General features: G+C 54.3%; 17 protein-coding genes. 6 read left to right on the forward strand and 11 right to left on the reverse strand.

What is annotated here, in order from left to right:
* Nucleotides 1–462: 462 nt before the first annotated feature.
* The 3 genes from P1U45_RS12115 to P1U45_RS12125 all read right to left on the reverse strand — a co-directional run bounded on the left by P1U45_RS12115 (nt 463) and on the right by P1U45_RS12125 (nt 4,207).
* Nucleotides 463–2,370, reverse strand: a complete 1,908-nt coding sequence (locus tag P1U45_RS12115; protein ID WP_301059313.1) for a DEAD/DEAH box helicase — start codon at nt 2,368–2,370, stop codon at nt 463–465.
* Between the two features lie 137 nt (nt 2,371–2,507).
* Nucleotides 2,508–3,308, reverse strand: coding sequence for a response regulator (locus P1U45_RS12120; RefSeq protein ID WP_301059314.1), 801 nt, complete (start codon nt 3,306–3,308; stop codon nt 2,508–2,510).
* Nucleotides 3,309–3,352: 44 nt separating this feature from the next.
* Entirely contained in the window at nt 3,353–4,207 is an 855-nt protein-coding gene (locus tag P1U45_RS12125; protein WP_301059315.1) for a response regulator, read from the reverse strand.
* A 249-nt stretch (nt 4,208–4,456) separates the two neighbouring features.
* Between P1U45_RS12125 and P1U45_RS12130 the strand changes: the two genes are divergently transcribed.
* The 6 genes from P1U45_RS12130 to P1U45_RS12155 all read left to right on the forward strand — a co-directional run bounded on the left by P1U45_RS12130 (nt 4,457) and on the right by P1U45_RS12155 (nt 12,733).
* Nucleotides 4,457–7,909 carry a PAS domain S-box protein gene (locus P1U45_RS12130; RefSeq protein WP_301059316.1) on the forward strand — a complete coding sequence of 1,151 codons (3,453 nt, stop codon included), beginning with the start codon at nt 4,457–4,459 and terminating at the stop codon, nt 7,907–7,909.
* Nucleotides 7,910–7,942: 33 nt separating this feature from the next.
* On the forward strand, nt 7,943–8,359 hold the full coding sequence (locus P1U45_RS12135; protein ID WP_301059317.1) for a response regulator: 417 nt from the start codon (nt 7,943–7,945) through the stop codon (nt 8,357–8,359).
* A gap of 22 nt (nt 8,360–8,381) precedes the next feature.
* Entirely contained in the window at nt 8,382–9,209 is an 828-nt protein-coding gene (locus P1U45_RS12140) for a response regulator (protein WP_301059318.1), read from the forward strand.
* A 365-nt stretch (nt 9,210–9,574) separates the two neighbouring features.
* Entirely contained in the window at nt 9,575–10,801 is a 1,227-nt protein-coding gene (locus P1U45_RS12145; RefSeq protein WP_301059319.1) for a hypothetical protein, read from the forward strand.
* A 43-nt stretch (nt 10,802–10,844) separates the two neighbouring features.
* Complete coding sequence (locus tag P1U45_RS12150) at nt 10,845–11,453, forward strand: ANTAR domain-containing protein (RefSeq protein WP_293618956.1); 609 nt, start codon at nt 10,845–10,847, stop codon at nt 11,451–11,453.
* Nucleotides 11,450–12,733, forward strand: a complete 1,284-nt coding sequence (locus P1U45_RS12155; RefSeq protein ID WP_301059320.1) for a CmpA/NrtA family ABC transporter substrate-binding protein — start codon at nt 11,450–11,452, stop codon at nt 12,731–12,733. The genes P1U45_RS12150 and P1U45_RS12155 overlap by 4 nt, the downstream gene beginning before the upstream one ends.
* Nucleotides 12,734–12,742: 9 nt before the next feature.
* On the opposite strand, the gene cobA is transcribed toward P1U45_RS12155, so the two are convergent.
* The 8 genes from cobA to P1U45_RS12195 form a co-directional block, all read right to left on the reverse strand.
* A complete protein-coding gene (cobA, locus tag P1U45_RS12160; protein WP_301059321.1) occupies nt 12,743–13,492 on the reverse strand; it encodes a uroporphyrinogen-III C-methyltransferase in 750 nt (249 codons plus the stop codon).
* Nucleotides 13,493–13,496: 4 nt separating this feature from the next.
* Entirely contained in the window at nt 13,497–16,196 is a 2,700-nt protein-coding gene (locus P1U45_RS12165) for a nitrate reductase (RefSeq protein ID WP_301059322.1), read from the reverse strand.
* 35 nt (nt 16,197–16,231) lie between these two features.
* Nucleotides 16,232–16,564, reverse strand: a complete 333-nt coding sequence (nirD, locus tag P1U45_RS12170) for a nitrite reductase small subunit NirD (RefSeq protein WP_301059323.1) — start codon at nt 16,562–16,564, stop codon at nt 16,232–16,234.
* A 14-nt stretch (nt 16,565–16,578) separates the two neighbouring features.
* Nucleotides 16,579–19,023, reverse strand: coding sequence for a nitrite reductase large subunit NirB (gene nirB / locus P1U45_RS12175; protein ID WP_301059324.1), 2,445 nt, complete (start codon nt 19,021–19,023; stop codon nt 16,579–16,581).
* Between the two features lie 10 nt (nt 19,024–19,033).
* Complete coding sequence (locus P1U45_RS12180) at nt 19,034–19,960, reverse strand: GAF domain-containing protein (protein WP_301059325.1); 927 nt, start codon at nt 19,958–19,960, stop codon at nt 19,034–19,036.
* Between the two features lie 11 nt (nt 19,961–19,971).
* Nucleotides 19,972–21,702 (reverse strand): nitrate ABC transporter ATP-binding protein, encoded by a 1,731-nt coding sequence (locus P1U45_RS12185; protein ID WP_301059326.1) that lies wholly within the window; start codon nt 21,700–21,702, stop codon nt 19,972–19,974.
* A 15-nt stretch (nt 21,703–21,717) separates the two neighbouring features.
* On the reverse strand, nt 21,718–22,836 hold the full coding sequence (locus tag P1U45_RS12190) for an ABC transporter permease (protein WP_301059327.1): 1,119 nt from the start codon (nt 22,834–22,836) through the stop codon (nt 21,718–21,720).
* 88 nt (nt 22,837–22,924) lie between these two features.
* Nucleotides 22,925–24,223, reverse strand: coding sequence for a CmpA/NrtA family ABC transporter substrate-binding protein (locus tag P1U45_RS12195; RefSeq protein ID WP_366145003.1), 1,299 nt, complete (start codon nt 24,221–24,223; stop codon nt 22,925–22,927).
* Nucleotides 24,224–24,256: the final 33 nt, after the last annotated feature.

Raw genomic sequence — 24,256 nt, forward strand, 5'->3', positions numbered from 1 at the left:
TGGCGATAAGCTCCCGTGCAGAAGTTGAGGCACGCGTGATCGGGCCCGCGTTAAGCGGGCTGACAGGCGTCGCAGTGGGAAGAAGAAAAAAACCAATCGGTGGGGCAGCAAACCTGGCCTCGTAACCGGCCTTGGTGTGCCCGCGCTTGAGAGCGTCGTGCTTTATTTTGCTGACGGCTAGGATTGGCTTCGCCTCACAGTTTCCGTTGAACTCAAGTCAACATAGTCTGAGGCGAGTAAGGGTTCCAAAATTCTCAGAAAATAGTTTCGGTCTTGCTGCGTTTACCCAATTCGTGTGCAACAAGGCTCAATATTCGATCACTGAAAACTGGATGTGTGTTTTCCGAATAATTCGTATGATCGAATCGCAGTTCTTCAGAAAACTGAGTATATCCGGCGAAATACTTCACGGTCACTTGAAGTGTGACCTGTCCATTTCGCCAGATCTAGTGGTGTATAGAACTAGTCGCGATACTGCTTCTTTGGGCTGCGCTTTTTCTCACCATTCGGCCCGCGTGGCTTTTTAGGGCCTTTGCGAGATGGTTTTTCGTCAAAATTGTTTTGACTTGGGCGTTCACGACGCTCGCCACGATCGCTTCGACCGGCGCGATCACCACGTTCAGTACGTTCTCTACGCGCAGGGCGTTCGCGTGGGCCATCGTCCCGGCGGTTCCCGCGGCGATTAGACGGACCGTTGTCGTCCTGGCGTGCAGTCATGTCTTCAGGACCTGAAACACGCTGGACGTACAGGCTCTTGTCGATGATTTGCTCTGCGCCGGCGCGATCCATCAGTTGAGCTGCAGCGTCCGGGCGGAGTTCAACATGGGTTTCGTTCGGGCTGATCCGGATCGAACCAATCTGATCGCGTGAGAAGCCGCCATTTTTGCACAGCATAGGGACAAGCCATTTCGGATCTGCGCTTTGGCGTCGTCCGACACCCAGAGAGACCCATTCGCCATTCTCAAAGTCAGAGCGTTCGCGTGGACGGCGTTCTTCACGGCGGTCTGCTGTGCGACCATTGCGGTCGCGGCTGTCCTGCAGCCATTTTGAAGGATCGTCAGGTGTGTCGATATCTTCAGGCAAGGCCTGACCTGCACGCGCGAGTCGAACCAGTGCAGCAGCAAGCTGATGCGGCTCGAAGCGAGCGTTAAGTGCGTCCACAAGTTCGCGCTCAGCGTCGGCAATGCCTTCTTCCAGAGCCGGGTGCGAGAGCACGCGCGCGTCCAGATTTTTGCGGATATCGTCCGTTGTCGGCGGTAGCGTCCAATTGCCTTTGATATCGGCGTCGCGCATGACGCGCTCGGCGCGGCGGCGTGCGCGTGTTGGAACGATGAGGACTGAAGCGCCCTTACGTCCAGCGCGTCCTGTCCGGCCTGACCGGTGAAGCAGCGTTTCTTTATTGCTTGGAAGGTCAGCGTGAATGACGAGATCGAGGCCAGGCAAGTCGATGCCGCGGGCGGCGACGTCTGTTGCTACGCAGACCTTCGCACGTCCATCACGCATCGCCATAAGCGCGTTGCTGCGTTCTTTCTGGCTGAACTCACCCGAGAGCGCGACAACCGGGAAGCCACGATTGTTCAGGCGTGCAGTCAGCTTGTTCACACCATCGCGCCGCGAACAGAAGACGAGCGCATTTGGGGCGTCATGATAGAGGAGTAGGTTGATGACAGCCTTCTCGACGTCTTCAGGGGCAACGACGACAGCGCTATAGTCGATGTCGATATGCTGCTCACGCGCGGAGATCGTGTTCAGACGCATCGCGTCGTTCTGATAATTCTCAGCGAGGCGTGCAATCGGCTTGGAAACTGTTGCGGAGAACAGAAGCGTGCGGCGTTCTTCCGGCGCAGATTCCAGAATTTCTTCCAGCTCTTCACGGAAGCCCATATTGAGCATTTCGTCAGCTTCATCGAGGACGACCGCGCGCAGGCTGTCCATGACCAGAGAACCACGGGAAATGTGATCGACGAGGCGACCAGGCGTGCCAACCACAATATGCGGGTTACGAGACAGCGCCCGGCGCTCGTCGCGCATATCCATGCCGCCAATACATGATGCAATCTGGCCACCTGCCGGCTCGTAAAGCCATTCAAGTTCTTTGCGGACCTGAAGCGCCAGTTCGCGTGTCGGCGCGATGATGAGTGCCAGTGGCGCATCGGACACGCCCAGAACGTCAGCGTCATCAAGAAGAGAGCTAGCGAGTGCGAGACCGAATGCTACCGTTTTGCCGGAGCCTGTTTGAGCTGATACCAGCAGGTCGCGTTCTCCAATCTCTGGAGAGAGAACTGCTTCCTGAACCGGTGTGAGGGTATCAAAGCCTTTTTTCTGCAAAGCCGCGGCAAGAGGCGCTGCAATCTGCATTTCTGCGGACATATATAATCTTTCGAAGAGCGGAAAAACCTGACGCAATCAGTGCGAAACACAGGCTCCGAGCGGCCCTCATACGCTGTTTAGCCGAAATTTCCAACCATGGATGTGATTTTCAGCGTTTAAAGCGGGTTTGGGCAAAATCAGACGGGCTCAACCGCGTCCAGAATGTGGAGAATGCTCTTTCGAAGAATCTCCGGTGAAACGGGCTTCTTCAGAAAACGGTCGGCGCCGTTCAGAAGAGCAGATTGCATGGCTTGATGGTCTTGTTCGTTGGTGAAGAAGATCATCGGTGTATCCTTGCGCAGCGGGCTGGCGCCGTTGCGAACACATTGAAGAAGCTCGAGACCGGACACCGGCTGCATTTCCCAGTCTGTGATGATGATGTCAGGCTGGATAGTGCTGGCACGATTGAGAAGCGCCAGACCAGAGTCCGTGGTTTCAATCTGTGTAATGCCCAGGTTTTCAAGCGTTGCACGCATTACCGCCTGCACGTGCTTGTCATCATCTGCGAGAATAACTTTCAGCCCGGATAAGCGCTCGTCGGTATTTGTGCTGTCCGCTGGACTATCAGCATGTTCTGACATGATCTGAAGGACGCGCGAATTGTCAGGTGTGATCTCATCCAGCGTCGGAGCGAGCACTTTCAGCATATCGGACGCTTCAGTGAGCGCCTGAGAGATAGCGAAATCATTCTTTGTCAGCGCCTTGCGAAGCTTCTTGTCGATTTTGGCAATCGACGTACCAAATTTGCGAAAACCCATACAGTGCGCGGCACCCGCCATCCGGTGAAGCTCCGCGCTAAGATTGGTCGCGACGATATCCGGAGATGCTGTGCTGAAGTTACCATAGGCGGCCAGCGTGTTCAGGCTCTCGAACTGATCCCGGATCGACTCGCAATAGCGCGCGACGATTGGAATGAAGCGATCAATATCTCTGGTCATGTTGAGTCAGCTTTGTTTGAGGTGCCTAGGCGCGTCTGGTCCGCTTAGGCTACAGCATTGAGTTTCTTGCGAATGTGGTACTTTTTCTCGACGGTTTGTGCGACGGCCGTCCAGATGGCGTTTGGTAGAACAGGTTTGGTGAGCACTTTGTTTGCGCCGCTGCGAGACAGGAAACGCTGTTGGGCTTTTTCTTTCTCGGACGTGAAGAAGATCACAGGTGTGTTTTCATCGACCGAAACTTTGCCCCCGCGGATCAGTTGGAGAAGTTCATGGCCGTCCAGTGGTTCCATATGCCAGTCGGTGATGATCAGCGATGGCTGAAAGGCATGCAGTAAGGACAGAACTTCAGAGCCTGAGTTGGCGACAATCACGTTTTCGCAGCCCATGCTCTTAATGCATGTTTCGACCATTTCGCGGACGTGCGGGTCATCCTCTGCGATCAGAATGCGCTCTTTCGCCAGAATGCGTTGGAGAGATTCTGAAACTTCGGCCGAGTTAGTCACGCCAACATCGCAGGCTTCATCGAAGCTGCTCAGGTTCAGGCGCTGGAGAAGCTTGGAACGGGCAGGGTTCAGATTGGAAGAAAAGTCTTCCATATTACGCACTTCTGAGCGGATGGATGTCAAACACATCACCAGCTCATTCTGGGGCATGGTGTCAGCCTTTTTAAGGCGGCTTGCAAAATCGTCAAACGCGCGGCCGATATCTTTATAGCCCATGCAATGCGCCGCGCCTGCCATGCGGTGAACAAGACCAAATACATCGCTGGCGCTCTCGCTGGAAATATTACCGGCTTCCAGAGCATGATCGAGTGTTTCGGAAAGCTCTCGCAACTGCCTTGAAAAGTCCGAGCAATAGTGCGAGATCAACGTTTCGAGTTTTGATGTTATCTGATCCATACGGCAGCCTCCCTTTTTGAGTGCGACCTGAAGTTAGCTCAAAAACGTTAATTGAACTGACGATCTCGTTGAGGTTTTTACTTCTACATGTCTGGTCTTTATTAATTAACATCCTGTTTCCGGTCAGGCTTTCCTTAAAGTCCGCGCAAATAGCCTCGAACTTTCTGATCTGCTTAACCCGCTATTAGGTTTCCAGAGGTCGGTGTTAACCAGTTCGTGTCATTCTCGTCTCGTTAAGATGAGGAAGCTATGGCTTTGACATACCTGAAACAGCTCTCATTACGATCTAAGATCGTTGTTTTATCGGCGGTCTTTGCGCTGATGTCTTGTTCGCTGATCATCTGGCAGGGGGCTTTGCGCGCCCATGATCTGTCCGTTGCGAACGCGCAGACATTATTGCGGTCGGAAGCGCAGAAACTCGCTGTCCAGGTTGAGAGTGAGCTTGAGTTCATCGTTGAAGAACTCAATTTCGTCGTACGAACGCCACCGATCGAAGGCATTATCCGTAGTCAACGCAATGGCGGTGTCGATCCGCTGGATGGGTCTACGACGGCGCTCTGGCGTGCGCGCCTGGAGCAAATTTTCACCGCGATGATGGTCAACCAGTCATATTACAGTCAGTTGCGATACGTTGGCATTGAGAATAACGGGCGTGAAATCGTCAGAGTCGACCAGTCTGGCAGTGTGCGTTGGTCGGTTGATGAAGCAGATCTTCAGGAGAAGGCAGGCGAGCCATACATAATGGATGCGATCTCGCTAAACCCAGATGAGGTGCGCCTTGGCGAGATTAGTCTCAATCGCGAGAACGGGGTGATCGATCCGCGTCGCATCCCGATGATGCGTGTGATTACGCCAATTTTTGACGAGAATGATCAGTTGTTTGGTGTCGTAATAGCGAACGTGAATATTGAGCGTCTGATGGCTCATGCATTCGACGAGGCGCGACCCGGATATCCCGCTGTCGTTATCAGCGATAACGGTGAAGTCTTCGAGTACGATCCTGTGCGGCAACAAAGCAGGATGTATTTTACCACAGATCAATCCAGTCTCTATTCCGTCATCTCAGGTTTTGAGGCAGGTCCTCTGATGGATGAAACAATTGAGACGGACGGCCTCGCAGGTGTTCGTCTTGCAGTTTCCGACTTTGGCGGCGCGACGGGACTGTCTTTCGATGTTGCTGTTCTAAGTCGATGGGAAGCTTTGGGAGCGGCATGGAGTAATATTCTATCAGAGAGCTCACTTGTGGCGCTCCTGGCGCTTTTGGTAGGTGTTGGTCTGGTTGCGCTTTTTGCGGGATATCTAACGGAGCCACTTCAGAAGATCACAACGCAGGTAAAAGATTTCGGGATTGGACAGCTCAATCAGGAACTCGTGCTGCCCGTTGAAGCGCCCGGTGAAATCGGAAAGTTGGCGCGCGCGTTCTCAAGACTCGTAACGGACCTTCAGGATAATCAGGCGCGAACAGAGAACATTGTTGCGCACTCGGTCGATGGGATGATTGTTATCAATGAAGTTGGTGAGATCGTGTCCTTTAATCGGGCCGCAGAGAAGATTTTCGACTATCGGCGGTTCGAGGTTATTGGGCGAAACGTCAAAATTCTGATGCCGACGCAGGATGCGCAGAAGCACGATCAGTATCTGGAATTTTACCGGTATCGCGGTGAAGCATCAGTGATCGGTAAGGGGCGTGAGATTACCGCGGTAAAAAAAGGCGGCGAAGAATTCTTTATCGAAATCTCGGTCAGTGAGTTCTACCAAGGTGAAGCACGTTATTTTGGCGCAACTGTACGCGACATTAGTGAGCAGCGCCGTTCAAAGATTGAGCTTCTTCGTCAGAAGGAGACACTGGAGTTCGCGCTCGATGGTGGTGGTCTAGGTATCTGGCAATGGAATATACCGGGTGAGCGTTTCGAATTCTGCGATCGCGCGTCTGGTATGGTCGGGCTGACGCCAGCCACTATGAACCGCCCGAACTTTGACTGGTACGAACTGGTCGATCCGTCACAACGTGAGCGCGTTACCCAAGCGTTGCTGAATTATGTGCGCGGTCTTGCAGATCGCACGCAGTTGGAATTTCGTATGCTCCATACTGACGGCCATTACGTCTGGGTACAGCATACGTTCAAAGTGTCTCGCAGAGACTCTCTTGGGGTGCCGGTCGAGGTCGTAGGCATTCAGCAGGATATCACCGAACGTAAGCGTCACGAATTGGCCTTGGAAGAGCGTACAGACAAGCTTGAATTGGCGGAATCGGTTGCTGAGATGGGGCATTGGAGCGTGGACCTCAGAACCAATAAACTTCATTGGTCGGAAGGTGTGTTTCGAATCTACGGTATTGACCCGGAATGGGGGGAGCCTGAACTGGAAGATGCTATCGAGTTTTATCACCCTGATGACAGAGCAGTAGTCGAAGCCGCCGTTAATTCAGCCATTGAAGAAAATAAGCCTTTTGAGTTTCAGTTGCGCATTGTTCGCGGCGACGGAGAAATTCGTCATGTGATTTCTCGTGGTGAATTGAAAGAGGGGCCGGATGAAGACGAGCGCGTACTTTTCGGCATTTTCCAGGATGTGACCGAAAAGGTCGAAGCGGAGCTTCAGATCAAGGAAAGTGAAAAGAAAATCCGCACAATGATGAACAGCATTGTTGACGGTGTTGTGACCGTGAACAGCGAGAATATCATTGAGGACTGTAACCCGGCCTTTGCGAAAATATTCGGGTACGACAAAGACGAGTTGATAGGAGCAAGTCTTACAACTGTCATACCTCCGGAATATCGGGAACCCCATCTTTCCAGCCTGGAAGATGCCGTGGAAACGGGCGATTCCAAGTTGTTCGACAAAACTCTGGAGCGCCTTGGTCTTCATAAATCAGGAGAAACAATTCCGCTTGAAGTGGCGGTTAGCCGTTCTCGAGCAGCAGGTCGCTTCCTCTTTTTCGGCATCGCCCGGGATATTTCCGAGCGTAAGAAAATGGAGACGCTGAAGAACGATTTTGTCTCCACAGTAAACCACGAACTTCGTACGCCGCTTACGTCTGTTTATGGCTCATTGGACCTCCTCCAGAAGCTTGCCAAAGATCAGCTTGATGAGCGCTGCCAGCGTCTTGTTACGCTCGCTCACCAGGGGTGCGGGCGTCTAAGCTCGCTCGTGAATGATATTCTCGATCTTGAGAAGATCGCTGCGGGCAAGATGGAATATCTGATGGAAGATGTTCAGCTCGAGCCGCTGATCGACGACATTGTCGAGCGTCATGAGGCGCTGGCTGATCGGTTTGGCGTGAGCTTCAAAATCGAGCACGCGGAGACCGAAACGCTGGTGAACCTCGACGCGAGCCGCTTCAATCAGGCGCTGGTCAATCTCATGTCTAACGCCGCGAAATTCTCTCCAATGGAGGGTGAGGTCGTCATAAGAAGCGAGTTAATCGAGACGGGTAAAATCAGAGTGTCTGTCAAAGATAACGGCCCCGGTATTCCTGCCGGCTTCCGCGACCGGATATTTGAACGCTTCGCCCAGGCGGACCGCAAGGCGACGCAGAAGAACGCGAGCGGCAGCGGGCTCGGCCTCAACATCACCAAATCTATCATTGAAGCCTTTGGCGGTGAGGTCGATTTCGAGACTGCCGAAGGTGAAGGAACGACATTCTACATGGACCTTCCGGTAAAGGCCCAATCCAACCTGACATATCTGACACAGGCCTCTTGAGGCCGGACCGCATAACCAAGGAGATTTCTGAAGATGAAGCCCCTGAGCAAAATTCTGTATCTGGAAGACGATCCACACATCTCGGAGATCGCACTGATCGCACTTCGGGATATTGCAGGCTTTGACGTGCATCATTGCGGACAAGGTCAAGATGCAATCAATAGTTTTACCGAATTTCAACCCGATATGCTTTTACTGGATGTGATGTTGCCTGACCTCGATGGGCCGCAGGTTCTTGAAGCAATCCGAAAGCTTGATGGCGGTGCATCTGTGCCAGCTATCTTCATGACGGCAAAAGCCCAGAAGCATGAGCAGGATGCGTACATGCAGCAGGGCGCAATCTCCGTCATTGTAAAACCGTTTGATGCGCTCACGCTTGGTGAAACGCTTCAATCACTCTGGTCGTCGCGCGGTAGTCAGTCTGCCGGAGAGCCGCACTTCGTCGCATAGGCTGAGTATTCAGGAGGCCGCCATGACAAACGTAAGTGTCCCGTCTGATATTGTGAAAAGATACTGCCATTCGCTACCGGCGCAGTTTGAAACGGCAGCGCAGATGCTGCTTTCACTGGTGACGGGGCCTGTTGATGATCGGGAAGTGCATGACCTGTATGGTGAGTTGCACCGAATGGCCGGCACCGCGCAATGCATGGGGTTTCCATTCTTCGGCGATGAGCTGGCGAAAATCGTTTATGATTTCGAAAAGTGCATCTCAGGCGGTCTCAAGGCGGATAAGGTTTTTCTGGGCTCGGTCGCTACGCGCTTTGATCGGCTCAGCAAGCTTCTCGAATACGTGACGACGCGCAATTCTCTGCTTCTTCGTGATCTGGAGCCTCTGGAAGGCGTAGCTGAAACCCGCTTCATTAAAGCGCGTTACCAGCAGGTGTTTTCCGCGCAGCGTGTTCTGTATTGCGATGATGATCCGGCGCTACAGCAGCTTATGTCTGTTATCCTGAATGATCTTGGTGTGAAGGCGGTTGAGACTGCATCTGATGGACGAGAACTGCTTCACAAGGCTTTGAAATTCAAGCCAAATCTGGTGATTACAGACTGGCAGATGTCGCCTATGGATGGGCTCCAGCTGCTTCGCTATATCCGGCAGGGTAAATCCGCGATTGATACCAACTGCCCAATCATCTTTTTGTCCACGGTCAAGACGGTGAACAAGATCGAACAGGTGGTTGGTGAAGGCGTGGCGCGCTTCCTCGTGAAGCCGTTCAACAAAGCCTCGATTGCGCGCGCGATTTATCAGATCGCATCACCAGACGGTAAGTCTGAGACGAAAGTTCGCAAATCTGCCTGACAGCCATTTAGCCTGCGAGTGTGGTCCGAGGCAGTGTCGAGAGTTTTCGAAATCATGGTGTCGGGGGATGGTAATGCTCAGCTTTGAAGCAAAAATAAGCTCTCCAAGCACGAATACTGGACTTTGCTGGTAACCTGATGGCGGGCCACGAGTATTGGCTTGAAAAGTTTTCAGCACTCAGAATAGTTCAGGTTGTCAGCTTTGCAGCGCGCATAGCCTCACGCATTCGATGAAGAGTGCAGACCTTCGGTGAAGAAGAAACAGAGCGCCGTCCAGTTCTACGGGCGGTTTTTTGACTTTCTTGTTCTGGCCTGGATCACTTCCAAATTTCGAGATCGGCCAGTCCTATTCTGAGGACTTCACTCATGTCTGCAACTAAATACGCAGTTTCAGCGCTCCCGTTTATCGCGCTCGCATTTGTTTCACCAATCGCAGCGGCTCAGGACGAGCCGACAGCTTTCGAGACTGCACTATCGGAAACGAAACCAATCTTTCAGGCGCGACTCCGTTACGAAGGCGTAGATCAGACCGGCTTCGCGAATGACGCCGATGCACTCACATATCGTTTCCGTGCAGGGTTCGAGACTGGCGCGTTTTTCGACACCAAGTTTCTTCTCGAATTCGACCACATTGACGACCTTGTCGATGACTTCAACTCGACAACAAATGGCAACACTGCCTTTCCAGTCGTTGCTGATCCGCAAGCAACTGAACTCAACCGCCTCCAACTAACGAACACGAGCCTGCCAGACACGACAGTCACGCTGGGGCGTCAGCGTATCATTCTTGACGACTCCCGCTTTGTGGGGAATGTCGGCTGGCGTCAGAACGAACAAACGTTTGACGGATTGCGCGTTCAAAATCAGTCACTGGGTGAGCTCAAGCTGGATTTCAGCTATGTGAACCAGGTGAACCGAATCTTCGGTGACGAGTCTCCTGCAGGGCGCTGGGAAGGTGACATCACGCTTGTGAATGCTTCACATCCGACCCCTCTCGGAAATCTCACTGGATTTGCGTACTTCCTTGATATGGATGGCGCGGCGATGGGTGTTTCTTCCCAGACGCTTGGTGCACGCCTGAATGGTAGTCAGGAGCTGGATGAAGGCCGTCTGGCGTATGCGGTGTCTTATGCAAATCAGACAGATTATGGGTCCAGCCCGTTTGATTATAGCGCCGATTACTACACCCTCGACGCACGATACACCGTAAATTCCTTCACTTTCGGCGGCGGTATCGAAACACTTGGTGGCGACGCGCAGCGTGCTTTCCAGACGCCTCTTGCGACGCTTCATAAGTTTCAGGGCTGGTCCGATAAATTTTTGGTCACGCCGGTGAATGGTGTGGAAGATATTTATGCAACTCTGGCATATCGCGCTGGCGACGTTGGTTTTCTGAACGCGTTAAACCTTTCAGCCACCTATCATGATCTCTCTGCAGATGTGGGCGGGATGGATTATGGCAGCGAGCTGGACCTTGTGGCGTCCGCACGTGTCGGTGATGTGAATGTTACGCTGAAATTTGCAGACTACAGCTCTGACGGTTTTGCGACCGATACTTCAAAACTATGGATCCAATTTGACTTCGCTCTCTGATCACGACCAACAAATCAAGCCGGTACCGCAGGGGCCCACGAAAGTGGCGCCTCTGCGCGTACTGCTGATCGATGACGACCCGGAGCGGGCCAACATTGTAGAGGTTGGTCTGTCTGAAAACGCGGTCGTGCACATCGTTTCACACATTCACGGGCGCACGCTTCTGGATGAGATTGCGAGCATCGCACCGGACGTAATCATTATGGACTGTGAATCGCCTGATCGCGATACCATCGAAAGTCTTCGCATGGTGGCTCAGTCCAATCCCAAGCCCATTGTTATGTTTGTCGAGGAAGAGGGCTCGGCCCAGATGAACGAAGCGATTGAGGCGGGGGTAAGTGCCTACGTGATTGATGGCCTCACGCCGAAACGCGTGAAACCCCTGATCGAAACCGCTATTGCTCGTTTCAAGCATATGGACAGCCTGCGCAGTGAACTGCGCAAAACCAAAGAGGATCTCGCTGCGCGAAAGACGATCGAGCGTGCCAAAGGTTTGCTGATGCAACACCATGGTATGACTGAGGATCAGGCCTTCGCGTCCATGCGGACCATGTCGCAACAACAGGGTAAGCCTTTGAAAGATGTCGCTGAAAGCGTGCTGACGATCATTGGAATGCTTGCCGGTACGACCGGAAAGGCGAATACGCCATGACAAAACAACAGCTTAATATTGGCTTCGTGCCGCTGACGGACTGCGTGACGATTGCCGCAGCGCAGGAGCGTGGGATTTTTCTGGCCAATGGCCTTGAAGTAAAGCTGAAGCGCTTTGTGTCCTGGGCGGCGATGCGCGATGCGCTTGGTACAGGGGCCATAGATGCAGCGCAAATGCTCTCACCTATGGTCGTTGCGTCTGCTGCAGGGCTCGGCCCGTTCCCTCGGGAGTTTACCTCCGCGTTCACCATTAACCTGAACGGCAATGCGATTACCGTATCTACATCGTTGTTTGAGCAGATGTCGCAAATTGCGCCTGAGACGATTACACGACGTCCGATGTCAGCCTATGCGCTCAAGCAGGTGATAGACAGGCGCCGTGACGAAGGTCGCCGCAAACTCGTTTTCGCGCATGTTTATAATCACTCCATGCATGCGCTTGAGCTAAAATACTGGCTCGCATCTGCCGGAATTTCGCCGGAAACGGATATCGAGATTGTTGTGATTCCACCATCTCTCATGGTCGATGCGCTCGCCTCCGGTCAGATCGATGGTTATTGCGTTGGCGAACCGTGGAATAACAAGGCGGTTGTCGCTGGCATTGGTCGAACCGTGATCACGTCCGGGGAAATTTGGTCGAATGGTCCTGAAAAGGTTCTGGCGGTTCGCAAGGCATGGGCAGAAGAAAACGAGATGGTGCATCTGGCGCTTGTCTCCGCGATGCTTCAAGCGTCTGCATGGGTCGACGATATGGACAACAGGTTGACCGCGGCTCAGATCGTCTCCGGTCCTGATTACGTTAACGTCCCGTTTGATGAGATTGTCGGTTCTCTGACCGGCAAGAACCGTCAGACGGGTGGCGAACTGCGCATGGATATGCCGGACTTCAACGTGTTCCATAGATACGCGGCTAACTTCCCCTGGCGGTCTCACGCAAAGTGGATCCTGTCCCAATTGATCCGATGGGGAGATCTGCCCGATAATCTTGATGTGGACTTTGTTGCCGCACAGGCATTTCTTCCAGACGTCTATCGCAAGGCCGCAGACGCAATGGGCGTAGCTTGCCCGTCGGCAGACGAAAAAGTCGAAGGCGGGCATCAGCATGCATGGTTGTTGACTGATGCGACAGCTCCGCTCGCTATGGGGTGCGATCAGTTTATGGACGGCCGGATATTCGACCCGTCAAATCTTGATGGTTATCTCGCTGGCTTTTCAGTGCGCCATGTAGAAATCCGCCTTGGCGAAAGTGACCGGCAGCAGGTTTCCAGCATAGCGGTTTAAAAGGTCGGGTTAGGCGAGTTCGGAGGCCTGCCCCGTATCCGCTATCGCCGCGCTCATTGGATAGCGGATAATTAGGATGGCGGGATTTTTCACAGCATGTTCACGTGCGTCCATGGCAAGACGGTCGAGGCGCGAAGAAACGTGCCGGACGTCTGGCTTTCCCGCATTCTCAATCCAGTCGCATTGCAATGAACCGGGAACGCCCTTTGCCATAAGCGCAGTCTGAATGCGCCAGCTTTGTGCGACGCTCATATAGAATGCTGCACAAACGCTTGGGCGAACGACAGAGCACCAATCAGGGTCTTTGCCATCTTTTGAAGATTTCCCTGTTGTAACCACAAAGCTCTGAAGTTCGGCCCTCTCGGTGATCGGTATGGACCATTCAGAAGCCGCAGCCAGAGCCGATGTGACACCCGGGACGATTTCGATTTCAGCGTTCCTGGAAACTGCGATTGCCAGTTCTTCGGAAGCTCGGCCGAACACCATAGGATCACCCGACTTCAGGCGTGCGACGGTCAGCCCCTGTGTGAGCGCTTCAGAAATTCGGGCATTGATATCGACCTGTTGACGGCCCCCATCTCCGCAACCTTTTCCAACATATTCGAGGGTGCTGTCAGGGCTTGCGAACGATAGAACTTCCGGGTCCACGAGCCGATCGTAAAGGATGAGGTCTGCAGTTTTGATCCGCTGCATAGCTCGTAGTGTAAGCAGGTCCGCTGCTCCGGGGCCGCATCCGATAAGAGTGAGTTTGCCTGTCATTGTCTTACTCCGCTGCGATGCTTGCTGGCGTGGATGGGGGAGCTTTCGCTGCCGCTGCACGAAGCAGGGCGCGTATTTCAGGTTTGCATGAACCGCATGTAGTGCCTGCGCCTGTTGCAGCACCAATGCCCTCAACGCTTTGCGCCCCTTTATTGATCGCGTCTTCAATCTGATTTACGCCGACGCCGTTACATGAGCAGACGAGTCTACCCGTACCTTCTCCCGAAGGCGGACGCCCAGCGAGAATGCCCAAGCGAATTTGTGGGGTGATGGTTGTTGTAAGCAGAGAAGAAAGCCAGGCGCGATCAGCGAAAACCGGACCGCTTTCGGACAGAGTGATGAAGAGTTCCAGCCTGTCTGCTTCAAACATAGCTGCTGCGTGCTGTCCGTCATGCGTTTTGAACGTGATGGCGGTGTCTGAGGCGATTTTATCAATCATTTTGTCCGCTGGTTCAGATCCCGCGATTTCATAGCGAAATCCCTCGGTCGATGTTGCAACAGCCCAGTAGTCGAGGGCACTCAGAATGTCGTCACTGAGAGGTTGGCGAGAGACCAGAAAACCGTACCAGGCGGGTAAAAGCGGTTTGATGGCTATGGTGCCGTGCTTGGATTCAGGCTGGCCCGAGATGGGGTCGGTATTCGGCGCGATCAGCGCATCAACTCGCGCCGCTGAGCTGTTAGCCGCTGACCAGTGCATCGGGACAAATACAGATTTGCGTTGCATCCGTTTGGTTATCAGCACCCTCAAAACCGCTTCACCATAGGTGTTGGAGATGCGGGCAAGTGAAGCCGTCGAAAGGCCGAGTTGATCTGCGTCTTTCGGGTGGATCTCCAGATATGGCTCAGCGATATGCCCGGATAGCGTGGAAGATTTTCCGGTGCGGGTCATGGTGTGCCAATGGTCACGTACGCGCCCGGTGTTGAGGATAAAAGGCAAGTCGTCTGAAGGGAGCGAGGCCGGTACGGCGAACGCTGTCGCAATAAAACGCGCTTTATGGTCTTGTGTGTAGAAATGGCCATCCTGAAAGAACCGGTGGTCTGAACCGGTGTTGTCCTCTCCGTGACGAGGCGCGTCTCCAGCGGGAGCCGGCCATTGGAATGGCTTCAGTGTGTCGTACTCAGGATCACTTGTGTTGGCATACGCGCCGATGTCAAAGTCACGCAGTCCTTCATTTTCGTAGGCAGAGAGAGCGGCATATTCCCGGAAGATGGAAGCCGGTCCGTCGAAATCGAAGCCGTCATAGCCCAGTCGCTTGCCGAGATCGCACAACGCCCACCAGTCGTGACGCGCTTCGCCCGGTGGCTTCAAAAAGCTGCGTTGACGGGAAACACGGCGTTCCGAGTTGGTGACGGTGCCGGTTTTTTCTCCCCATGTTGTCGCGGGGAGAACAACATCTGCCAGAGCGACTGTGTCTGACGTTGTTGCGACGTCAGAAACAACGACGAGGGGGCAGGCGGCGAGCGCGGCCTTTACCTTGTCGGCGTTCGGGAGAGAAACCACGGGATTGGTCGCCATTATCCAGATTGCTTTGATCTCGCCACTAAGGACGGCGTCAAACATTTCTACGGCTTTGAGGCCCGGACCGCTTGCAATACGAGGTGCCTTCCAGAAGCGTTCTACGCGAATGATATCTTCCGGAGCAAAATCCATATGGCAGGCGAGCTGGTTGGCCAGGCCGCCGACTTCGCGTCCGCCCATAGCGTTTGGCTGGCCTGTGACGGAAAATGGTCCCATGCCAGCTTTGCCAATCCGGCCGGTCACAAGATGGCAATTGATAATGGAATTGACCTTGTCCGAGCCTGCAGAGGACTGATTGACGCCCTGAGAGTAGATGGTGACGGTTCGTTCGGTTGCAGCAAAAAGCTTGAAGAATGTCTGCAGATCACTTTCGGACAAACCGGTGAGTTTGGCTGTTTGCGGCAAGGTAAATTCGCCGGCTACGGAAAGCGCATCGGCGTAACCGTTCGTATGTGTTTCGATGAAACGTTCGTCACGAGCCGCGCTTTCGGACAGGTAATGGAACAGCGCGTTGAAAAGCGCTACGTCCGCACCCGGGGTTATGGCCAGGTGAAGGTCTGCGCCATCCGTGGTCGCAGTCTGGCGCGGGTCGATAATGACCAGCTTTGTGCCACGCTTTTCACGTGCCGACTGAATGCGTTGATAGAGAACAGGGTGACACCAGGCCAGATTGCTTCCGACCATCACAATCAGATCGGCTTCTTCCAGGTCCTCGTAACAGCCCGGAACTGTATCCGTTCCGAATGCGCGCTTATGGCCTGCCACTGACGAGGCCATGCAAAGGCGGGAATTGGTGTCGATATTGGAGGAGCCGATAAAGCCCTTCATCAGCTTGTTGGCGACATAATAGTCCTCTGTCAGGATTTGCCCTGAGACGTAGAAGGCAACACTGTCGGGACCGTGTTGACGGATGGCGTCGCGGAAACCGCGCGCCACTTCGTCCATTGCGTCCTCCCACGAAGCCGTTTGCCCATTCACGCTCGGTTGCAGAATGCGATCCTGCAGAGACAGGGTCTCACCCAGTGCCGAGCCCTTGACGCAGAGACGACCGTAATTTGACGGGTGATCTGGATCACCACGCACAATAGCGCTCTCGCCATCTGAAGATGGCTGAACAAGAACCCCGCAGCCAACCCCGCAATAGGGGCAGGTTGTGGCTATCTCTTTGTTCACTGGCTCGGTCATGGAGTGCTCGATCGAAATCTTTTCAAAGAGGGAGATCAGGACGCAGTTGCGAGGCGCAAATGCACGCGCCCGCCGTCACGAATTTCGACCGGAAAGGTGCGGATCTGACCTTCGTCGGCGCCGCGTGTTTTGCCGGTGGATAAATCGTAGACCCAATTGTGAAGAGGGCAGGTCACTGCGCAGTCATGCACAATGCCTTCGCTCAGCGGGCCGCCCTTGTGCGCGCAGCGGTTTTCCACTGCGAACACTCGGTTGTCGGCGGTCCTGAAAATCGCGATATTCAGTCCGTCTTTTTCGACTCTGCGCGAACCGCGAACCGGAATGTCTTCCACTTCGCAAATGTCGAACCAGCGCTCAAAAGGTGCCATGCCGTCCATCCTTCTCACTCAACCAGTTCAAGGGTTTTGAATTCATGCGCATCGACACCGCCCGTAGCGCGTTCCGCCCAAGGGTCGGTCTGGCTGAATTGCTGTGCGTATTTGAAGCGTTCAAACAGCGACTTGCGGTTTTCAGAGTCGTCGACGATCTGTTCCTTGACCTTATCGACGCCTCCAATCCTCGCTGACCATTTGAAGATGCGTTCGAGATAGAAGCCCTGTTCGCGATAGAGCTGAAGAATGGCGGAGCACATCTCGATCGCTTCTTCTTCGGTCGCAACGGTGGTCAGGAGGTCGGTTTCGCGAACTTCCATACCGGCGGCACCGGCGAAATGGATCTGATAGCCAGAGTCCACACAGACCACGCCGATATCCTTGCAGGTGGCTTCGGCACAATTGCGCGGACAGCCAGAAACGGCGAGCTTCACTTTGTGCGGTGTCCACGAGCCCCACATCAGTTTTTCAAGCTTAATGCCGAGGCCCGTGGAGTCCTGCGTCCCCACACGGCACCACTCCGAACCGACACATGTCTTCACCGTACGAAGTGATTTGCCATAGGCATGGCCAGAGACCATGCCGGCCGCGTTGAGATCCGCCCAAACGCCGGGAAGGTCTTCCTTCTTCACGCCAAGCATGTCGATACGCTGCCCACCCGTATATTTGACCATTGGAATGTCATACTTATCGACCACGTCCGCCACAGCGCGAAGTTCTGCTGCGGTCGTTACGCCACCCCAGGCACGAGGCACGACTGAATAGGTGCCGTCTTTCTGAATATTGGCGTGAACCCGCTCGTTGATGAAACGAGACTGGTTGTCGTCGACATATTCGCCCGGCCAGCTAGCCAGCAGATAATAGTTCAGGGCAGGGCGACACTTGGCGCAGCCACAACTCGTTTTCCAGCTCAGTTCCTGCATGACTGCGGGAATCGATTTCAGCCCCTGTGAAACGATCAGACGACGGACTTCGTCATGACCGAGTTCAGTACAGCCGCATACCGTCTTCTTGGCCGGTGCAGCAAAGGCGTCGCCGAGTTTCCATGCAAGCAGGCTTTCGACCAGACCGGTACACGTCCCACAGGAACCAGACGCTTTCGTGCAGGCGCGAACACCTTCTAGGTCGCTCAGACCTTTTTCATCAATTGCCTGGGTGATCTGCCCCTTCGATATGCCGTTACAACCGCAGATCTCTGCCTCATCCGGCAAGGCTGCAACGGCCGCCATAGGGTCCAGGGGGGACCCTCCAGCGTAGGACTGTCCGAAGATGAGTGTGGCTCGGTCTTCGGCGCTAATTTCCTCGCCTTTTTTGATTTTATCGAAGAACCACGCTCCATCGGCGGTTTCGCCATAGAGTACGGCACCAATAAGTTTGTCGCCTTCCAGCACGAGGCGCTTATAGATGCCTCGTGCAGGGTCACGGAAGACGATCTCATCGCGTCCTTCGCCGTCTGCGAAATCACCGGCTGAGAACAGGTCTACGCCCGTAACCTTCAGCTTGGTCGCGGTTTCGGTATGGATGAAATCAGTGTCTTCGGCTTCTGCGATCAACGCATTGGCAAGCACCTTTGCCTGATCAAACAATGGCGCAACGAGACCATAGCAATTGCCTTCGAACTCGACACATTCGCCAACGGAGTAGATGTTCGGGTCCGACGTCTGCATTTTGCAATCGACGAGAATGCCACGTCCAACGTCCAGACCAGCTTCTTTGGCGATTGCAACGCTCGGGCGAATGCCAACGGCCATGACGATCAGGCTGGCAGGAATATCAGTTCCGTCCTCTAGACGAATGCCCTCAACCTTGCCGTCGCCGTAGATTTCCTTGGAGTTCGCGCCAGTGCGGATTTCAATGCCGCGACCAGCAAGCTCTTTTTCCAGAAGATAGCCAGCAGACGGGTCAAGCTGACGTTCCATCAGCGTAGGCATCAGGTGCAAAACGGTGACTTCCATACCGCGGAGACGGAGGCCCGCCGCAGCTTCAAGGCCGAGAAGACCGCCGCCAATGACAACAGCTTTCGCGCCCGGCTGGCATGCGTCAATCATGCCGTTGGTGTCTTCAAGATCGCGATAAGCGAGCACACCTGGCAGTTCATGCCCCGGCATCGGAATGATGAATGGGCTGGAGCCAGTCGCGATGACCAGCTTGTCGTAAGCCACCATGCCCTTCTCGCCGAGCACGGTTTTATTGGCGCGGTCTACTGAAATGATCCGCTCGCCAAAACGACAGGTTATGCCTTGTTCGGCGTACCAGTCATCGGTGTGGGTGACGATTTCCTCATAGCTCTTCTCGCCGGACAGGACCGGGGAAAGCATGATGCGGTTATAGGTGCCGCGTGGCTCGGAGTTGAATAGGGTGATGTCATATGCATCTGGATTGGCATCAAGGAGATGCTCCAGAAACCGGCCGGCAGCCATGCCTGCGCCAATTATGACGAGTTTTTCTCGGGACATATCCTTTTCCTCAGCAATACCAGGCGACGATGTGAGAGAGCTCACCGCCTTGATGGATAGGAAGGACAACGACAGAGTCGTATCCGGCGGTTTCAGCACTTTTGGAAGCTATGGCTGGGACGCCATTTGCGAGTACGCGTCCGATAATGCCTTTGAAGGCTTCGGCGCGGCGTGGGTTCTCATCGTCCCAGAGGGCACCTTCTTTGGCGCAGATGCCATCCAGCATCAACGCGCCTTTTGAGGCTCCAACCTTCACTGAACGGGCATCCCAGATTTCAAATCGGTTCGCGATTGGAGTGCCGCGCGCGGACAAGAGCGTCAGGACATAAGGTGTCTCCGATGGTGTAGGGACCGGAATTCCGATGCCGTTTGTCAGTCCGGCGCGACCTGCGCTGTCGGCGCGGACGAAGCGGTAGCCCGATCCAAGGTCACGCATAAGCATTGGTGTTTCAGATGCCCAAACGCCACCCGGAAGGCCCTGGCCCCGCGGGAAATGGGTGTGCTGTGATACCCATTCAAAATGTTTTGCTGCGCCGTAATAGCCATCTTCGAGGATTAGCATGCCGTTGTTTTCGGCCCACACTTCAATAGCACCCATACGCTCTTCATCGTCGGCGCAAAGCACGACCAGAATAGCTTTGAGGACCTCTCCGGCGAAGACAGGTACGGCCACAGCACTCGTCAGACCTGCGGTTCTGGCCTCTTCGGTTCGCTTAAAGTACGAGCCGTCGAACTCTTTCAAAACCACCGGCTTGGCGTCTGCCCATGCTTTGCCGGGCAGGCCTTCACCTTTTGAAAAGCTGGTTTGGCGGGAAGCCTCTTCAAAATCGGAAAGCGCGCCGTAATTGCCTGCCGCGAGCTCAAGCTTATCGCCGTTAGGTACCCAAATTTCCGAGACGGAGATAAAGGTCTTTATGTCTATTTGGGGAATGGTCATGGATCCGTCCCTCACGCTGCAGCTTCAGATGCGGCGTCAGAAGTCGTATCACCGGCTGGCTGTTCTTCACCCGGAGGCGTTGGGTTCGCGCCGCCTTCATACTCTTCAAGGAAGCTCAGAACCTGTTCGCGATAAGCGTAATAGTCTGGGTGCTCCAAAAGGGCTTTGCGCGTGCGAGGGCGTGGCAGATCCACTTCCAGAACCTTGCCGATGCGTGCGTTTGGTCCGTTGGTCATCATGATGATGCGGTCGGACAAAAGAATGGCTTCATCCACATCGTGCGTGACGCACATCGCGGTGACCTGCGTGCGTTGCCAGACCTCCATCAGAACTTCCTGAAGTTCCCATCGTGTCAGGCTGTCCAGCATGCCGAATGGTTCGTCGAGAAGGAGTAGCTTTGGAGACAGAGCGAACGCCCGGGCAATACCGACGCGTTGGCGCATGCCGTTGGACATATCTGCGCCAAGCTTATCCATCGCATCACCAAGGCCGACCTTGGACAGATAGTACTCAACGACTTGCTCACGTTCGGCCTGTGCTGCGTCTGGGTAAACACGGTCTACGCCGACTGCTACGTTCTGCTTAGCTGTGAGCCATGGGAAAAGGGAAGGTGCCTGAAACACCACGGCGCGGTCAGGGCCCGCTGCAGAGACCTCTTTATTGTCGAGGATAATACCGCCACGAGATACTTCGTTCAGTCCGGCGGTCATCGTCAGAACTGTAGATTTTCCGCAGCCCGAGTGACCAATGACCGAGACGAACTCACCTTTTTTGATCTTGATATCGAATCCATCGACAACCGTGAGTGGGCCTTTAGGTGTCGGGTAGACTTTATCCACCTGTGAATACTCAAGAAAGCGGTGCTCCGCGACACCAGACGTCTGAGCCGCTTTGGTGTAAGCCTTCGGTTTGCCGAATGTGATGGGTGTGACGTCTGGAAGCGGACGTTCAATTTCCGCGCGCTTTTTGGCGACGCCGACATCCATCAGATAGGCGGTCACGTCACGACGAAGTGTCTTGAACGCGTCATTATGGTTCATTTCTGTGCGGTCACGCGGACGTGGCAGATCAACTTTAAAAGACGGTCCAAAAGTTGCGTCAGGGCCCGGATTGAGCGGAATGATCCGGTCTGCAAGGAGGATCGCTTCATCAACATCATTCGTGATCAGAACGACGGTTTTCTTGTCATTCGACCAGATGTCCGTGATCTCGTCTTGAAGGTTTGCACGGGTGAGTGCATCCAAGGCGGATAGAGGCTCATCCAGCAGAAGGACTTTTGGGTCCATTGCCAGTGAGCGTGCAACTGCAACCCGCTGACGCATGCCGCCTGACAGTTCTGCCGGACGTCGGTCTTTCGCGTGACCGAGGCTGACCATCTCGATATATTTGTCTGCACGAGCGGCGCGGTTTTTCTTGCTTTCCTTCTGGAAAACGCTGTCCACAGCCAGTTGAACATTCTCACGAACGGTCATCCAGGGCATGAGCGAGTAGTTTTGAAAGCAAACCGCCCGTTCAGGACCAGGGCCCTCTACAGGCTTGCCGTCGAAAAGCACCTCGCCAGTGTCAGGAAAGTCGAGACCTGACATGAGGTTGATGAGCGTGCTCTTGCCGGAGCCAGAGAAGCCAACAATCGCAACGAATTCGCCGTCTTCAACGTCGAGGCTGATGTTGTTGAGGATGTTGACCTTGTCGAGGCCTTCTCCAAACCCTTTAGAGACGTTTTTCAGCTCAATGATAGGCATTTCATCTCCTCCAGATTAGCGGTTTACAGAGTGGGTGAACATGGTCTGCAGAGCGACCATGACGCGATCGAGCAGGAAGCCGATAATGCCGATGGTCAGAACTGCGACGATGATTTTCGCCAGAGAGTTTGAAGAACCGTTCTGGAATTCGTCCCAGACGAACTTTCCGAGCCCCGGGTTCTGAGCAAGCATCTCAGCGGCGATGAGAACCATCCAGCCCACACCCAGAGACAGGCGCATGCCAGTAAAGATGAGTGGAAGCGCAGATGGCAGGACGAGCTTCGTCACTTTGGTGTAAGGCGTAAGCTTCAGAACCTTGCCGACATTGACCAGGTCCTTGTCGACCGTGGCAACGCCGAGCGCTGTGTTGATCAGCGTTGGCCAGAGCGAACAAAGTGTCACTGTAATTGCCGACGTCAGGAAGGACTTAGAGATCCCTGAATCTGTCGCTACCGTCGCGGAGACAACCATTGTAACGATAGGCAGCCATGCAAGTGGTGAAACCGGCTTGAAAATCTGGATCAGCGGGTTGAACGCGGCGTTCATGCTAGGGGACATGCCCATGATTATACCTAGCGGTGCCGCGATAAGCGTTGCGAGCATGAAGCCGAAAAAGACTGTCTTCAGGCTCGTCCAAATTTGCTGATAATAGGTCGGACGTCCGGTGTAGCCGGCATCTGAAACATCCCCCGGACGGCCAGCATCAATCAGTGCCTGATTGCGCGCTGCCTGGCGTTCGTAGAATGCATCACGACGCTCCATTTCCTGTGCATGGTCTGCGTTGAGAACCTGAGCCTGTTCCCAGACCTGCGCTGGTCCCGGGATTGCGCCAAGCGAAGTGTTTACCTGTGGTGCAAGCTGGGCCCAGGCGAATAGAAAGACCAGAATAGCGACAATCGGAATGCCAAGGCGTTGCCAGACAAGGCCAAGATTGCGTTTTGGGCTATCACCGGCAGCCATCATCAGAATTGGTGTGACCCATGACAGAGCAAACACATCGAGAAATTTCGATGATTTGTTGATCAAGGAGAATACACGCTCCTGTTTAGCCGCTTTAACGCTCGCGACATCCTGTTCTATAGTGGCCTCGGAAGTGTTCTCGTTGGCCGTTTGAGCAGCAAGAGTGGCAGTCATTGTTCTGGTCCTTTCAAGGAAGAAAAGAAAGGGCGGCGCGCTTGGGTGCGAGGAGTTCGGGGAAAGGCACCGCACCGCCCTTGAGTTCTTATTGGACGACTTCTCCGCCCTGAACGGTTTCACCGTCTTTCAGGCCAATTTCGAGCGTTTCGAGGTATGCGTTTGGCTGACGTCCATCGAAGGTGAGGCCATCAATGAATTCTGACTGCGGCTCGCGATATCCGTCGGTATCCCATGGGAAATCTGCTTCACTTGCGAGACCGTCATCGACCAGTGAGCGTGCGGCTTCGAGATAGATGTCAGAGCGGTAAACGCTGCGTGCGACATCATCATACCAGTCGTCAGGCTGACTTTCTGCAATCTGCCCCCAGCGACGCATCTGAGTGAGGTACCAGACAGCGTCAGAATAGTACGGGTATGTCGCGTTATAGCGGAAGAACACGTTGAAATCAGGTACTTCGCGTACATCACCGGCTTCATATTCGAAGGTGCCGGTCATGGATGCCGCGATCACATCACGATCGGCGCCGACATATTCAGAACGGGAAAGAATATCCACGGCTTCTTCGCGGTTCGCATTGTCGTTTTCGTCGAGCCACATGGCGGCGCGAATGAGAGCGCGTGTGATGGCTTGCGTCGTAACCGGGTTTTCTTCAGCAAACTCTGCTGTGATGCCGAAGACTTTCTCCGGGTTGTTGCGCCAGATTTCATAGTCTGTGATGACCGGCACGCCGATGCCCATGGATACGGCCTGCTGGTTCCATGGCTCGCCCACGCAATAGCCATAGATCGTGCCCGCTTCGAGCGTCGCGGGCATTTGTGGTGGAGGCGTTACAGAGAGAAGCGCATCGGCCATGATCTGACCGGATACATCGTTCGGAGAATAATAGCCCGGGTGGATGCCGCCGGACGCCAGCCAGTACCGAAGCTCGTAATTGTGTGTAGATACCGGGAAGACCATGCCCATATTGAATGGGCGACCTTCTTCCTGGAATTGCTCAACCACAGGGGCCAGAGCTTCAGCGCTGATCGGGTGAATAGGGCGACCATCATCCATGCTCGGAATGTTTGGGCGCATCATGTCCCAGACTTCGTTAGAAACGGTGATGCCGTTGCCGTTCAGGTCCATAGAGAAGGGCGTGACAATGTGAGCTTCTGTGCCGTAGCCGATCGTTGCCGCAAGCGGCTGACCAGCGAGCATATGCGCGCCTTCGAGTTCGCCATCGATCACGCGGTCGAGGAGAACCTTCCAGTTCGCCTGAGCTTCAAGCGTTACGAAGAGGCCTTCGTCTTCAAAATAGCCATTCTCGTAAGCGATCGCGAGCGGGGCCATGTCAGTAAGCTTAATAAAGCCAAAGGTCAGCTCAGTGACTTCGAGCCCTTCCATGGGAATGATGATAGGAGCGGCGTCTGTAGTTGC

Source organism: Ponticaulis sp. (genome assembly GCF_029210165.1).
In the GTDB taxonomy this organism is placed as follows: domain Bacteria; phylum Pseudomonadota; class Alphaproteobacteria; order Caulobacterales; family Hyphomonadaceae; genus Ponticaulis.

Bases quoted from the DNA above. Each gene is read 5' to 3' on its own strand.
- P1U45_RS12115 (WP_301059313.1), bottom strand. From the start codon at position 2,370: ATGTCCGCAGAAATGCAGATTGCAGCGCCTCTTGCCGCGGCTTTGCAG.
- P1U45_RS12120 (WP_301059314.1), bottom strand. From the start codon at position 3,308: ATGACCAGAGATATTGATCGCTTCATTCCAATCGTCGCGCGCTATTGC.
- P1U45_RS12125 (WP_301059315.1), bottom strand. From the start codon at position 4,207: ATGGATCAGATAACATCAAAACTCGAAACGTTGATCTCGCACTATTGC.
- P1U45_RS12130 (WP_301059316.1), top strand. From the start codon at position 4,457: ATGGCTTTGACATACCTGAAACAGCTCTCATTACGATCTAAGATCGTT.
- P1U45_RS12135 (WP_301059317.1), top strand. From the start codon at position 7,943: ATGAAGCCCCTGAGCAAAATTCTGTATCTGGAAGACGATCCACACATC.
- P1U45_RS12140 (WP_301059318.1), top strand. From the start codon at position 8,382: ATGACAAACGTAAGTGTCCCGTCTGATATTGTGAAAAGATACTGCCAT.
- P1U45_RS12145 (WP_301059319.1), top strand. From the start codon at position 9,575: ATGTCTGCAACTAAATACGCAGTTTCAGCGCTCCCGTTTATCGCGCTC.
- P1U45_RS12155 (WP_301059320.1), top strand. From the start codon at position 11,450: ATGACAAAACAACAGCTTAATATTGGCTTCGTGCCGCTGACGGACTGC.
- cobA (WP_301059321.1), bottom strand. From the start codon at position 13,492: ATGACAGGCAAACTCACTCTTATCGGATGCGGCCCCGGAGCAGCGGAC.
- P1U45_RS12165 (WP_301059322.1), bottom strand. From the start codon at position 16,196: ATGACCGAGCCAGTGAACAAAGAGATAGCCACAACCTGCCCCTATTGC.
- nirD (WP_301059323.1), bottom strand. From the start codon at position 16,564: ATGGCACCTTTTGAGCGCTGGTTCGACATTTGCGAAGTGGAAGACATT.
- nirB (WP_301059324.1), bottom strand. From the start codon at position 19,023: ATGTCCCGAGAAAAACTCGTCATAATTGGCGCAGGCATGGCTGCCGGC.
- P1U45_RS12180 (WP_301059325.1), bottom strand. From the start codon at position 19,960: ATGACCATTCCCCAAATAGACATAAAGACCTTTATCTCCGTCTCGGAA.
- P1U45_RS12185 (WP_301059326.1), bottom strand. From the start codon at position 21,702: ATGCCTATCATTGAGCTGAAAAACGTCTCTAAAGGGTTTGGAGAAGGC.
- P1U45_RS12190 (WP_301059327.1), bottom strand. From the start codon at position 22,836: ATGACTGCCACTCTTGCTGCTCAAACGGCCAACGAGAACACTTCCGAG.
- P1U45_RS12195 (WP_366145003.1), bottom strand. From the start codon at position 24,223: ATGGAAGGGCTCGAAGTCACTGAGCTGACCTTTGGCTTTATTAAGCTT.